This is a genomic window from Rhizobium sp. R339 (genome assembly GCF_002211395.1).
Taxonomy (GTDB): Bacteria; Pseudomonadota; Alphaproteobacteria; order Rhizobiales; family Rhizobiaceae; genus Rhizobium.
The window spans coordinates 353,545-366,104 of the sequence record NZ_LOKV01000025.1 but is presented as its reverse complement, the minus strand read 5'-3'; the positions used below and the strand labels follow the sequence as shown (position 1 = coordinate 366,104).

Below are 12,560 nucleotides of genomic sequence, written 5' to 3'. Positions count from 1 at the left end.
CCCATTTTGTACAGGAATCATTCCATGGCGGCAGAGCGCACCATCGTCGTGACCGGATGTTCGTCCGGCATCGGCGCTTACTGCGCGCGGGCGCTGAAATCCGATGGCTGGCGCGTCTTCGCAACGGTGCGCAAGGCGGAGGATCTCTCGGACCTGGAAGCCGACGGCATCGAAGCCTTTCTGATGGATTATGCCAGGACCGAGACGATCTTCGAACTGGTCGGCACGGTGCTCGACCGCAGCGGCGGCCGCATCGACGCACTTTTCAACAATGGCGCCTACGGTCAGCCGGGCGCCGTCGAGGACCTTTCGACTTCGGCGCTGCGCGCCCAATTCGAGGCGAACTTCTTCGGTTGGCATGAGCTGACGCGCCAGGTTATCCCGGCGATGCGCAGGCGCGGCGAGGGGCGGATCGTGCAATGCTCGTCCATCCTCGGCATCGTTCCCTATCGCTACCGCGGCGCCTACACCGCCTCGAAATTTGCACTCGAAGGCCTCAGCATCACGCTGCGCATGGAGCTGCAGGGCAGCGGCATCCATGTGAGCCTGATCGAGCCGGGACCGATCACGACGCGCTTTACCGCCAATGCGCTCGCCAAGATCAAGGAGCATATCGACCTCGTAAACTCGCCGCACGCGCCCGATTATGCCAGGCAGTTGGCGAGGCTCGAAGGAGCGGGACCGCCCAACCGCCACAAACTTGGCCCGGATGCGGTCTATTCGGTATTGAAACACGCATTGAACTCGAAAAACCCAAGGCCACATTATCCTGTAACGACTCCGGCTAAACAGGGCATGGTCCTGAAGAGGCTGCTTCCGGCAGACCTTTTCTACCGCCTCATGCGATGGACGGACTGAGAAAGCTGAATGCCATGTCCACGGTCACCTATATCCTCGCGATCATCGTCATGGGCGTCGTCGCCCTCGTCCTGATCCGCGGCCTCTTCAACATGATGAAGGGCGGCGACGCCAACCTTTCCAACAAGCTGATGCAGTTGCGCGTCCTGTTGCAGGCGATTGCCGTCATCCTGATCATGCTGACGCTCTGGCTGACCGGCGGCGGCCGTCCGACTTGAGAAAGCATGGAGCGGGGATTTGATGATACGCGCAAATAGATCCTCCCTCATTCCTGTGCTTGTCACAGGAATCCAGCCACGGCGCGTCCGCGCCGTGAATGACCGCTGCCTGCCATTGAAAACGTATTCCGCGCCCAAAGACTTGGGCGCACTGGATTCCTGTGACGAGCACAGAAATGAGGGAAGCGAGACAAGCGCCGGCTTGAGGAAGCGCCCCGACGCGGTATGCGTCATTATGCCGGGGCGAGTTTGGCGAGAAGACCAACCAAACCCTCCGTCATCCTCGGGCTTGCCCCGAGGATCCATCCTCCTAACCACTGACGGATACGGTGCGGATGCTCGGGTCAAGCCCGAGCATGTCGGAGGTTGGGGACACGCGACAGCCCTCCCCTGGATCGGCGGTGCTGCATGGTGAAACTCAACAAGATCTACACCAAAACAGGCGATGACGGCACGACCGGCCTGGTTTCCGGCCCGCGCCGCACGAAGGACGACCTGCGCGTCGAGGCCTACGGCACCATCGATGAGGCCAATTCCGCGATCGGGCTCGCGCGGCTGCACACGGCCGACCTGCCCGATCTCGACGCCATGCTGATGCTGATCCAGAACGATCTCTTCGATCTCGGCGCCGATCTCGCCACGCCCGATACCGGTGAGCCGCCGGCCTATGAGCCCCTGCGGATCGTCGAGACGCAGGTCGATCGCATCGAGCGGGATATCGACCGGCTGAATGCCGGTCTGGAGCCGTTGAAATCCTTCATCCTGCCGGGCGGAAACCCGGCCGCCGCGCATCTGCATCTTGCCCGCACGATTGCTCGCCGCGCCGAGCGTCTGATGGTGGCGCTTGCCCGCACCGAGGGCGAGATCGTCGGTGCGTCTGCGATGAAATACGTCAATCGCCTCTCCGACTTCCTCTTCGTCGCCGCGCGTCATGCCAATGATCATGGCCGCGCGGATGTGCTTTGGGTTCCGGGAAAAAACAGATAGGCTCGCCCCCGATCACGATCGCCGGGGGGCGCCTGCATGTTCATACCATTTCACGATGCCAATACGCTCAAACACATCAAGGTTCAGTGGGTGACGCTCTCATTGATCGCGCTGAATGTCGCGGTCTGGCTTCTGACTGCCCTGGAAAGCGAACAGGCTGCCCAGGCGACGACGGTCGGGCTCGGTTACATCCCGGCAATCGCCTTCGGCCATGCGGTGCTGGCGCAGGGCCTCGAAATCGTGCCGGAGCCGCTGACCTATCTCACCTATGCCTTCGTCCATTCCGGCTTCTGGCATCTGGCTTCCAACATGATCTTCCTCTGGGTCTTCGGCGACAATGTCGAGGACGCGATGGGGCATCTACGCTTCCTTATCTTCTACCTCGCCTGCGCCGCCGCCGGCGCGCTCTGCCACGGCCTGCTGGGCACCACGTCGGAAGCGCCGCTGGTCGGCGCATCGGGGGCGATCTCCGGCGTCGTTGCCGCCTATGTCATGCTGCATCCGCGCGTCAGGGTCTGGGTGCTGGTCTTCTTCCGCGTGCCCTTGCCGCTGCCGGCCTTCATCCCGCTACTTTTATGGATTGGCCAGCAATTCCTCATGCTGGTCATCGCTTCCGGCGGCGATGTTTCCTGGGGCGCCCATGTCGGCGGCATCCTTGCCGGCGCTCTTCTGATCCTCGTCATGCGCCGGCCCGGGGTGCCACTCTTCGACCGGCAGATCGTGACGCCCCGCGCCGTGAGAAATGAGCCCGCAACCGGTCCGACTGTCGCTGCCGGCCCGGATGGGCGCACGGTACAGCGCTTTCCCTGGGGCCGTCGCTAACTGCGATATTGACGTGAACGTAAACGTCCATATATTGCCGGCAAATTGTCTGTCGGCGTCATGGAACCGTTGAATTTGGAGGAAAAACGCGTATCCATGTCGCCATTCGACAATCGGAGCGGCGCCCGAGCGCGCATTTTCCCTACAGCTCGCTGAAGCCAGTTCTCTCTTGAAGGAAGGACCCCATGAAGATTCTCGTCCCAGTCAAACGGGTTGTCGACTACAACGTGAAGATCCGGGTGAAGCCGGATGGCACGGGTGTCGAGCTTGCCAATGTGAAGATGTCGATGAACCCGTTCGACGAGATCTCGGTGGAAGAGGCGCTGCGGCTGAAGGAGGCCGGCAAGGCCGAGGAAGTGGTGGTCGTGTCGATCGGCCCGGCCAAGGCCGAGGAGACGCTGAGGACCGCGCTCGCCATGGGCGCCGACCGGGCGATCCTGGTCGAGACCGACGATCAGGTCGAGCCGCTCGCCGTCGCCAAGATCCTCAAGGCGGTTGCCGATGCTGAAAAGCCAGGCCTGATCATCACCGGCAAGCAGGCGATCGACGACGATTCCAACCAGACCGGCCAGATGCTGGCGGCGCTGCTTGGTTCGGCCCAGGCGACCTTCGCCTCGAAGATCGAGATCGCTGACGGCAAAGCCACCGTCACCCGCGAGGTTGATGGCGGCCTGCAGACGATCGAGATCAAGCTGCCGGCGGTCGTCACCACCGACCTGCGCCTGAACGAGCCGCGTTACGCCTCGCTGCCGAACATCATGAAGGCGAAGAAGAAGCCGCTCGACAAGAAGAGCCCGGCTGATTTCGGCGTCTCCACGACGCCGCGGCTGAAGGTCTTGAAGACCGAGGAGCCGAGTGGCCGCAAGGCGGGCGTCAAGGTCAAGAGCGTCGCCGAACTGGTCGACAGACTGAAGAACGAAGCCGGCGTGCTGTAATCGGGCAGGAACAGGAGCAACTATCATGACCATTCTTCTTCTGGCCGACCATGACGGCAATCATCTCTCCGACCAGACCGCCAAGGCGCTGACGGCAGCAACCCAGATCGGCGGCGACGTGCACATCCTCGTCGCCGGCAAGGCCGCCAAGGCCGCCGCCGATCAGGCGGCGAAACTCTCCGGTGTGGCCAAGGTGCTGCTCGCCGAAAGCGACGCGCTTGCCAACAATCTGGCCGAGCCGCTGGCCGATCTGATCGTCTCGCTCGCCGGTTCCTACGACACGATCCTGTCTGCCGCCACCTCGGTCGGCAAGACCGTGCTGCCGCGGGTGGCCGCCCTGCTCGACGTCGCCCAGGTCTCGGAGATCATCGAGGTCGTCAGCCCCGACACCTTCAAGCGACCGATCTATGCCGGCAACGCCATCCAGACGGTGCAGGCCAGCGATGCCAAAAAGGTGATCACCGTGCGCACCGCCTCGTTCGCTTCGGCGGCTGAAGGTGGCTCCGCCGCTGTCGAGGCGATCCCGGCCATCTCCGATCCGGGTCTGTCGCGGTTCGTCTCCGATGCTTTGTCGGCCTCGGAACGTCCGGAACTGACGTCTGCGAAGATCATCATCTCAGGCGGCCGGGCCTTGGGCTCGGCGGAGAAGTTCAAGGAGGTCATCCTGCCGGTTGCCGACAAGCTGGGGGCCGCCGTCGGCGCCAGCCGTGCGGCCGTCGATGCCGGTTATGCCCCGAACGACTGGCAGGTCGGCCAGACCGGCAAGGTGGTCGCCCCTGATCTCTACATTGCCGCCGGCATCTCAGGCGCCATCCAGCATCTGGCCGGCATGAAGGATTCGAAAGTGATCGTCGCCATCAACAAGGACGAGGAGGCGCCGATCTTCCAGGTCGCCGACTACGGCCTCGTCGCCGATCTCTTCGACGCACTGCCGGAATTGCAAAAGGCGCTCTGAGCGGGCTCCATGCTTTTCTTTCGCACTTGCGAATGACAGGAAAATTGTCTTTTATCTGCTGCCGGGCGATCTTTCGTCCGGCAGTAATGCTAAAATAATCGGCAACGCGGGGGCGATTGCCGAGCGGGGGTTTGGAGATGAGTGCGGTGTTGAAGAATATTGGTATCATCGGTGCCGGCCAGATGGGTTGCGGCATCGCGCATGTTTCGGCCGCCGCAGGTTACAGGGTTCACATCTATGATCTCTCCCAGGACCGCATCGAATCCGGCCTCGCCACCATAAACGGCAACCTCGCCCGGCTGGTGACGAACGGCAAAATGACTGACGAGGAGCGCAAGGCGACGCTGGCGCGCATCAGCGGCTCCTCCGATGTCAACGATCTCGCTCCCTCCGATCTCGTCATCGAGGCCGCCACCGAGGACGAAAGCGTCAAGCGCAAGATCTATACGCAGGTCTGCCCGGTGCTGAAGCCGGAGGCGCTGCTCGCCACCAACACATCTTCCCTTTCCATCACCCGGCTGGCAGCCGCCACCGACCGCGCCGAACGCTTCATGGGCATACATTTCATGAACCCGGTTCCGGTCATGAAGCTGGTCGAGCTGGTGCGCGGCATCGCCACTGACGAAAAGACCTTTAGCGCAGCCAAGGAATTCGTCGCCTCGCTGGAAAAGACGGTCACCGTCGCCGAAGACTTCCCGGCCTTCATCGTCAACCGCATCCTGCTGCCGATGATCAACGAGGCGATCTATACGCTTTACGAAGGCGTCGGCACGGTCGATGCCATCGATACGGCGATGAAACTCGGCGCCAACCACCCGATGGGACCGCTCCAGCTTGCCGATTTCATCGGGCTTGACACCTGCCTCTCGATCATGCAGGTGCTGCATGACGGCCTGGCGGACTCGAAATACCGTCCCTGTCCGCTGCTGGTGAAATATGTCGAAGCCGGCTGGCTCGGACGCAAGTCCGGCCGCGGCTTCTACGACTATCGCGGTGAAGTGCCGGTCCCGACCCGCTAAAGCGCGGGCAGCGACTCTGAAAGATCGCGATGCGCTTGGATTATCACTAGAAAGGGCGAGTGGACCGAACGCCCGTGACATGCTTTCCTTGCCGGGAACGGGAGGAAACGCCATGTCGACCGAAACACCCATGTTCCTGCTGCAATGCTGCGTCCTTATCGGAATTGCGGGCGTTTTCCTCATCAGAGGAGACGGCGATTGAGCAATATCCTTACGAGCCGATCGCGCCCTTGATCAAAGCCTTGGCGTCCTCGCTGTCCCAGGCGGCCGGACCGTTCATGGCGGATATCAGGCAACCCTTGTCGTCGAGCAGCAGCGTCACCGGCAGGCCGAAGGCAAGACCTTCCTTCTTCAGGCTGTTGAACACCCCGATCGTGTTGTCGCGATAAAGCTGCAGCGCATCGACGCCGATTTCGTTCAGGAAAGTCTTGGGCTTCTCGTCGTCGCCGGTGTCGATGTTGACCGGCACGACCTGGAACTTGTCGCCTCCCATCTCCTTTTCCAGCGCGTTCAAGGCCGGCATCTCCTCGCGGCAGGGCACGCACCAAGTGGCCCAGAGATTGAGAAGCATGGTCTTGCCTGCGAAATGATCGAGCGTCATCGGTTTGCCGTCGGGGCCGTTGAAGGATACCGCCGTCAGCTTGCGCGGCTCGTTGGCCGCCACCATGGCGGCAACCTGCCCCTTCATCAGCGGCGTCAGATTGGCGGCGCGCTCCTTCGCCAGCGGGCATTCGGCCGAAGCGCTACTGCCGATGCCATTGCCAATCCCCGTCTCCTTCACGTATACCGCTGCCGCGCCCGCAACGACGCCTGCGACGGCGGCGATTGCGATCAGTTTTACGGACGGTAGGCCGAAGGGTTTTTTCGTCGTCATTTCATTCTCCAGGACGGGCATCTTCCATGGCCGAGAGCAACACGGACACCAAATCCTCCAACCAGATGTGGGGTGGGCGCTTCGCCTCCGGCCCGGACGCGATCATGGAGGAGATAAATGCCTCGATCGGTTTCGACAAGAAGCTATTCGCACAGGATATCCGCGGTTCCGTCGCCCACGCGACGATGCTCGCCCATCAGGGGATCATTTCGTCGGACGATAAGGACAAGATCGTTCACGGGCTAAACACGATCCTGTCAGAAATCGAAAGCGGCAATTTCGAATTCTCGCGCCGGCTCGAAGACATCCACATGAACATCGAGGCGCGCCTGGCGACGCTGATCGGACCGGCGGCCGGCCGGCTGCACACCGCCCGCTCGCGCAACGACCAGGTGGCGCTCGACTTCCGCCTCTGGGTGAAGGAAGAGCTGCAGAAAACCGAGCGGATGCTCACCGGCCTGATCGCCGCCTTCCTCGACCGCGCCGAGGAACATGCCGAAAGCGTCATGCCTGGCTTCACCCACCTGCAGACCGCCCAGCCGGTCACTTTCGGCCATCACTGCATGGCCTATGTCGAAATGTTCGGGCGCGACCGCTCGCGTGTACGCCACGCCATCGAGCACCTGGACGAAAGCCCGATCGGCGCTGCCGCCCTTGCCGGCACCGGCTATCCGATCGACCGCCATATGACGGCCAGGGCTCTGGGCTTCCGCGAGCCGACCCGCAACTCCATCGACACGGTCTCCGACCGCGACTTCGCCATCGAGTTCCTGTCGATCGCCGCGATTGCAGGCATGCACCTGTCGCGCCTGGCGGAAGAGATCGTCATCTGGTCGACGCCGCAGTTCGGTTTCGTGCGTCTCTCCGACGCCTTCTCGACCGGCTCCTCGATCATGCCGCAGAAGAAGAACCCTGATGCGGCTGAACTGGTGCGCGCCAAGACCGGCCGCATCAACGGCTCGCTGATCGCGCTGCTGACAATCATGAAGGGCCTGCCGCTCGCCTATTCCAAGGACATGCAGGAAGACAAGGAACAGGTCTTCGACGCGGCCGAGAGCCTGGAGCTGGCAATCGCCGCCATGACCGGCATGGTGCGCGACATGACCGTCAACACCGCGCGCATGAAGGCTGCCGCCGGCTCCGGCTTCTCGACGGCGACCGACCTTGCCGATTGGCTGGTGCGCGAAGCGGGCCTGCCCTTCCGCGATGCCCATCACGTCACCGGCCGCGCCGTGGCGCTGGCCGAAAGCAAGGGCTGCGACCTGGCCGAACTGCCGCTGCCCGACCTGCAGGCGATCCATTCCGCGATCACCGACAAGGTCTATGACGTATTGACGGTGGAAGCATCCGTCGCCAGCCGCAAGAGCTTCGGCGGCACGGCGCCTTCCGAGGTGCGCAAGCAGATCGCCTTCTGGCGCGCCCGCAACTGAGAAATGTCGGGCGGGGCGAGCGCGCCTCGCCCCTCCCGCAAGGCCGGCAGGACCGTCCAACAATCAGGGTGCACAAGGCGGATAAACTTCGCTATGAAGATCCCCATCATTCGAAATGAGTGATGTCCGCCATATCTCGTATAAGAGGATATCCATGCAGAAGAGCTTGCCGCACCTCATCCGCCTGACGGCGGTGCTCGCCGTCATCGGCCTTGCCGTTGCCGGATGCGGACGCAAAGGCGACCTCGATCCGCCGAGTGCTGCGGCAACGAAGGAAGGCGACGTTTCGAAACCGACGAAACAGCCGGGCACTGTCGACAAGCCCTTCCTTCTTGATCCTCTTCTTTAAGGCGCACATCCCGTGAACCATTTTGATTACCGCGACGGCATCCTTCACGCCGAGAACGTCCCCGTTCCCGAGATCGCCAAGGCGGTCGGCACACCCTTCTACGTCTATTCCACCGCGACGCTGGAGCGCCATTACCGCGTCTTCTCCGAAGCCTTCGCCGATGTCGACTCCATGGTCTGCTACGCGATGAAGGCGAATTCGAACCAGGCGGTGCTGAAGACGCTGGGCCGCCTCGGCGCCGGCATCGACGTCGTCTCGGAAGGCGAGCTGCGCCGCGCGCTTGCCGCCGGCATTCCTGCGGGCCGCATCATGTTTTCCGGCGTCGGCAAGACGCCGCAGGAGATGGATTTCGCCCTTGAGGCCGGCATCTACTGCTTCAACGTCGAATCCGAACCCGAGCTCGAGATCCTCAACCAGCGCGCCGTCAGCGCGGGCAAGAAAGCGCCGGTCTCGTTCCGCATCAACCCGGATGTCGACGCGAAGACGCATTCGAAGATCTCGACCGGCAAGAAGGAAAACAAGTTCGGCATCTCCTGGGAACGCGCCCGCGCCATCTATGCCCATGCCGCCAAGCTGCCGGGCATCGAAGTCACCGGCATCGACATGCATATCGGCAGCCAGATCACCGAGCTGCAGCCCTTCGATGACGCCTTCAAGCTGCTCAGCGACCTCGTCGCGACGCTGCGCGCCGATGGCCACACCATCCACCACGTCGATATCGGCGGCGGCCTCGGCGTCCCCTACAAGGACGACAACAACCCGCCGCCGCTGCCCGATGCCTATGCGGCGATCGTCAAGAACCAGCTGCGCGGCCTCAACTGCAAGATCATCACCGAGCCCGGCCGCCTGATCGTCGGCAATGCCGGCATCCTCGTGACCGAGGTCCTCTATGTGAAGGACGGCGGCGAGAAGACCTTCGTCATCGTCGACGGCGCGATGAACGATCTCATTCGCCCGACCCTCTATGAGGCCTATCACGAGATCCGTCCGGTCACGATCTCGGCGGCCAATGCACCGCGCATCCGCGCCGACGTCGTCGGCCCCGTCTGCGAAACCGGCGATTATCTGGCGCTCGACCGTGAAATGGCGATGCCGAAGCCCGGCGATCTGATCGCCGTCAGCACCGCCGGCGCCTATGGCGCGGTGCAGGCAGGCACCTATAACAGCCGCCTGCTGGTGCCCGAAGTTCTGGTCAAGGGCAGCGATTTCCATACGATTCGCCCGCGCAGAACCTACGCCGAACTGATCGGTCTCGATTCGGTTCCGGCCTGGCTCGACTGACAAGGCCATCACTTTTTGGCGAACAAACGTGAAAAGCCGGTATTACCGGCCGCTCGCCCTCGCCTTCGCCACAAAGAGTGTTATCCTTGTCAATCATGAGCGTATTGCCCCGCAATCGCCGGAAGCGCCCTCTGTATCAGAACGCCAGATCGCGGAGACCGGACCGATGACAAGCCCTACGAGGCAGAAGAAAGGTGCATTCGCGCTCCGCCCCTCGCTTGCCCGGCTGGTAACGACGAAGCGCCTGCTGGCGCGCATCGTGCTCTTCTTCGAGCAACTGCTGCCGCCGCTGATGCCGGCCCTTTCGGTCATCGCTTTTTATCTCTCCGCCTCCTGGTTCGGCCTCTTCCGCAGCGTGCCGGACTGGATGCGCATCCTGCTGCTGATCGCTTTCGCCGCCGCTTTCCTCGTCTCGCTCGTCCCCTTCCGCAATATGCGCTGGCCGAGGGTCGCCGAAGCGGACCGCATGCTGGAAGAGCGCAACGGCCTGCCGCACCAGCCGGTCACCGTCCAGGAAGACGATCCGGCCTTCGATACGCCCTTCGCCCGGGCGCTTTGGCGCGAGCACCAGGCACGCATGGCCGAGAAGATCGTGGCCCTCGATGCCGGCATGCCGAGACCCGATATCGCCGCGCATGACCGCTTCGCCCTTCGCGCCATTCCGGCACTGCTTGTCGTCACGGCCTTCGGCTATTCACTGTCGATCAACGGCGGCTCGGTGGGCGACGCCCTGCAGGCGGCCCCCGAACAGGTGACGGTCGATCCGGCGGTGCGCATCGACGCCTGGGTGACGCCGCCCTCCTATACCGGCCGTGCGCCGGTTTATCTCACAGCCGACGGCAGCGAGCAGGCGGCGATCGGCATTCCGCAATTTTCGGGCCTCACCGTGCGCGTCAGCGGCGGAAAGACGGCCGAAAAAGTTGTTTTCCGCAGGGCGAACGGCGAGGCGCGAGATATCCCCGTGCAGGCGGACACAAAGCCGCCGCAGGCAGCGGCGCCCGCCGTGGAGCAGCCGGCGACCGGCGCACCGGCCAACAATGCCCTCGTCGCGCAGACGCATGTGATGAAGCTCGAGGAAAACGGCGCGCTCGAGGTTAATGGCCGCCGTTGGAGCTTCGACGTACTGCCCGACAAGGCGCCGGAAATTGCCTTCGACGGCATGCCGAAGCCGAGCGTCAACGGCGCGCTCGAAATCGGCTTCACCGTCAAGGACGATTACGGCGTTCAGGAGGCCCATGCGGAAATCGTGCCGGTCGAAGCCGATCCGACGGCGACGCCGCTCTACCCGCTGCCGGAATACCGGCTGGATATCCCCCGCCGCAACGCCCGCGACGCCAAGGGCGTGACCAGCCGAAACCTGACCGAACATCCGCTTGCCGGCAAGCGCGTGCGCATCACCCTCGTCGCCAAGGATGCCGCCGGCCAGACCGGCCGCAGCCCGCCGCATGAGATGATCCTGCCCTCGCGGCCCTTTAACGAGCCACTTGCCGCGGCCGTTGCAGAGGAACGACAGGTCTTCGCGCTCGACACGCGCAAGATGCCGCAGGCAATCGCGCTGAACGAGGCGCTGACCATTCGCCCTGAGGAGACCATTCCCAAGCTCACCAATTATCTGCTGCTGGAATCCGCCTTGGCCCGCATGAAGCTCGCAAAAACCGAGGATGCGCTGAAGGATACGGCTCAATATCTCTGGGAAATCGCGCTTGGTATGGAGGATGGTGATCTTTCGCTGGCCGAACGCAAGCTGCGCGAGGCCCAGCAGAAGCTTGCCGATGCCTTGAACCGCAACGCGTCCGACGAGGAGATCAAGAAGCTGATGGACGAGCTGCGCAAGGCGATGCAGGATTACATGACCGAGCTTGCCCAGCGCATGCAGAACGCCCCAATGCAGCCGAACCAGAATGCGCAGAATATCCTGCGCCAGCAGGATCTGGAACGGATGATGGACCAGATCGAGAATCTCGCCCGCTCCGGCAATCGCGACGCGGCCCAGCAGATGCTCTCCGAATTGCAGCGCATGATGAACAACCTGCAGGCCGGCCGCCCGCAGCGGGGTCAGCAGGGCCAGGAAAACAGCGAAGCCCGCAAGCAGATCGACAAGCTCGGCGAGATCCTGCGCGATCAGCAGAAGCTGATGGAAGAGACCTTCCGCCTTGATCAGCAGCTCAAGGATCGCATGCAGCGCGGCGAATCCGATATGGGCGAGAACGACCCGCTCCTCGACCAGATGACACCGGGCGAGAACGGCGAGCCGCAGGACCAGCAGCAAGGTCAGCAAGGCGAGGGCCAGCAGCCTTCCGACCAGATGACGGCCGAGCAGCTGAGGGAGGCGCTGAAACAGCTGCGCGCCCAGCAGGATGCGCTCGGCAAGCAGCTAGGCGAATTGCAGAAGAAACTCGGCGAAATGGGCATGAAGCCCGGCCCGGGCTTCGGCCAGGCCCAACGCGAGATGGACGGCGCCGGCCGCGAGCTCGGCCAGGGCCGCGGCGACACGGCCGTCGAAAACCAGGGCCGCGCGCTGGAAGCCCTTCGCCAGGGCGCCCGCGACATGATGAACCAGATGATGCAGGCGCAGCGGGGCCAGCAGGGACAGGGCCCGAACGGGCAGGTCGGCCAGGGCGATCAGAACGGCCGCGACCCGCTTGGACGGCCACGCATGAGCAAGGGCTATATCGACGACGACGGCGTGAAGGTGCCCGACGAAATCGACGTCCAGCGGGCGCGCGAAATCCTCGACGCGATTCGCGAAAAGCTCGGCAACAATCCTCCGCAGGAGATGGAGCGGCGATATCTCGAACGGCTTCTGGATATCCAGTAGGCCTGCGTCATCAA

General features: G+C 63.1%; 12 protein-coding genes. 11 read left to right on the top strand and 1 reads right to left on the bottom strand.

The window, feature by feature from the left end:
• The first annotated feature begins 24 nt into the window (after nucleotides 1–24).
• The 7 genes from ATY76_RS26785 (at nucleotide 25) to ATY76_RS26750 (ending at nucleotide 5,794) form a co-directional block, all read left to right on the top strand.
• Entirely contained in the window at nucleotides 25–858 is an 834-nt protein-coding gene (locus ATY76_RS26785) for an SDR family oxidoreductase (protein WP_088677664.1), read from the top strand.
• Nucleotides 859–872: 14 nt separating this feature from the next.
• Nucleotides 873–1,076, top strand: a complete 204-nt coding sequence (locus ATY76_RS26780; protein WP_088677727.1) for a twin transmembrane helix small protein — start codon at nucleotides 873–875, stop codon at nucleotides 1,074–1,076.
• A gap of 408 nt (nucleotides 1,077–1,484) precedes the next feature.
• Nucleotides 1,485–2,063 carry a cob(I)yrinic acid a,c-diamide adenosyltransferase gene (locus tag ATY76_RS26770; RefSeq protein ID WP_088677662.1) on the top strand — a complete coding sequence of 193 codons (579 nt, stop codon included), beginning with the start codon at nucleotides 1,485–1,487 and terminating at the stop codon, nucleotides 2,061–2,063.
• Between the two features lie 36 nt (nucleotides 2,064–2,099).
• On the top strand, nucleotides 2,100–2,885 hold the full coding sequence (locus ATY76_RS26765) for a rhomboid family intramembrane serine protease (RefSeq protein WP_088677661.1): 786 nt from the start codon (nucleotides 2,100–2,102) through the stop codon (nucleotides 2,883–2,885).
• A gap of 185 nt (nucleotides 2,886–3,070) precedes the next feature.
• Entirely contained in the window at nucleotides 3,071–3,820 is a 750-nt protein-coding gene (locus tag ATY76_RS26760; protein WP_088677660.1) for an electron transfer flavoprotein subunit beta/FixA family protein, read from the top strand.
• 25 nt (nucleotides 3,821–3,845) lie between these two features.
• Nucleotides 3,846–4,775 (top strand): electron transfer flavoprotein subunit alpha/FixB family protein, encoded by a 930-nt coding sequence (locus ATY76_RS26755; protein WP_088677659.1) that lies wholly within the window; start codon nucleotides 3,846–3,848, stop codon nucleotides 4,773–4,775.
• 137 nt (nucleotides 4,776–4,912) lie between these two features.
• On the top strand, nucleotides 4,913–5,794 hold the full coding sequence (locus tag ATY76_RS26750) for a 3-hydroxybutyryl-CoA dehydrogenase (protein WP_088677658.1): 882 nt from the start codon (nucleotides 4,913–4,915) through the stop codon (nucleotides 5,792–5,794).
• 211 nt (nucleotides 5,795–6,005) lie between these two features.
• Here the strand turns inward: ATY76_RS26750 and ATY76_RS26745 are convergent, their stop codons facing one another.
• A complete protein-coding gene (locus tag ATY76_RS26745) occupies nucleotides 6,006–6,668 on the bottom strand; it encodes a TlpA disulfide reductase family protein (RefSeq protein WP_088677657.1) in 663 nt (220 codons plus the stop codon).
• A gap of 26 nt (nucleotides 6,669–6,694) precedes the next feature.
• Here ATY76_RS26745 and argH point away from each other — a divergent pair, with 26 nt between their 5' ends.
• The 4 genes from argH to ATY76_RS26725 all read left to right on the top strand — a co-directional run bounded on the left by argH (nucleotide 6,695) and on the right by ATY76_RS26725 (nucleotide 12,546).
• Nucleotides 6,695–8,098 carry an argininosuccinate lyase gene (gene argH, locus ATY76_RS26740; protein ID WP_088677656.1) on the top strand — a complete coding sequence of 468 codons (1,404 nt, stop codon included), beginning with the start codon at nucleotides 6,695–6,697 and terminating at the stop codon, nucleotides 8,096–8,098.
• 154 nt (nucleotides 8,099–8,252) lie between these two features.
• Nucleotides 8,253–8,447: a lipoprotein gene (locus ATY76_RS26735; protein ID WP_003582619.1), complete on the top strand. Its 195-nt coding sequence runs from the start codon at nucleotides 8,253–8,255 to the stop codon at nucleotides 8,445–8,447.
• Between the two features lie 12 nt (nucleotides 8,448–8,459).
• Nucleotides 8,460–9,728 carry a diaminopimelate decarboxylase gene (gene lysA / locus ATY76_RS26730; protein ID WP_088677655.1) on the top strand — a complete coding sequence of 423 codons (1,269 nt, stop codon included), beginning with the start codon at nucleotides 8,460–8,462 and terminating at the stop codon, nucleotides 9,726–9,728.
• Between the two features lie 166 nt (nucleotides 9,729–9,894).
• Nucleotides 9,895–12,546 carry a TIGR02302 family protein gene (locus tag ATY76_RS26725; protein ID WP_088677726.1) on the top strand — a complete coding sequence of 884 codons (2,652 nt, stop codon included), beginning with the start codon at nucleotides 9,895–9,897 and terminating at the stop codon, nucleotides 12,544–12,546.
• Nucleotides 12,547–12,560: the final 14 nt, after the last annotated feature.

Bases quoted from the DNA above. Each gene is read 5' to 3' on its own strand.
- ATY76_RS26785 (WP_088677664.1), top strand. From the start codon at position 25: ATGGCGGCAGAGCGCACCATCGTCGTGACCGGATGTTCGTCCGGCATC.
- ATY76_RS26780 (WP_088677727.1), top strand. From the start codon at position 873: ATGTCCACGGTCACCTATATCCTCGCGATCATCGTCATGGGCGTCGTC.
- ATY76_RS26770 (WP_088677662.1), top strand. From the start codon at position 1,485: ATGGTGAAACTCAACAAGATCTACACCAAAACAGGCGATGACGGCACG.
- ATY76_RS26765 (WP_088677661.1), top strand. From the start codon at position 2,100: ATGTTCATACCATTTCACGATGCCAATACGCTCAAACACATCAAGGTT.
- ATY76_RS26760 (WP_088677660.1), top strand. From the start codon at position 3,071: ATGAAGATTCTCGTCCCAGTCAAACGGGTTGTCGACTACAACGTGAAG.
- ATY76_RS26755 (WP_088677659.1), top strand. From the start codon at position 3,846: ATGACCATTCTTCTTCTGGCCGACCATGACGGCAATCATCTCTCCGAC.
- ATY76_RS26750 (WP_088677658.1), top strand. From the start codon at position 4,913: ATGAGTGCGGTGTTGAAGAATATTGGTATCATCGGTGCCGGCCAGATG.
- ATY76_RS26745 (WP_088677657.1), bottom strand. From the start codon at position 6,668: ATGACGACGAAAAAACCCTTCGGCCTACCGTCCGTAAAACTGATCGCA.
- argH (WP_088677656.1), top strand. From the start codon at position 6,695: ATGGCCGAGAGCAACACGGACACCAAATCCTCCAACCAGATGTGGGGT.
- ATY76_RS26735 (WP_003582619.1), top strand. From the start codon at position 8,253: ATGCAGAAGAGCTTGCCGCACCTCATCCGCCTGACGGCGGTGCTCGCC.
- ATY76_RS26725 (WP_088677726.1), top strand. From the start codon at position 9,895: ATGACAAGCCCTACGAGGCAGAAGAAAGGTGCATTCGCGCTCCGCCCC.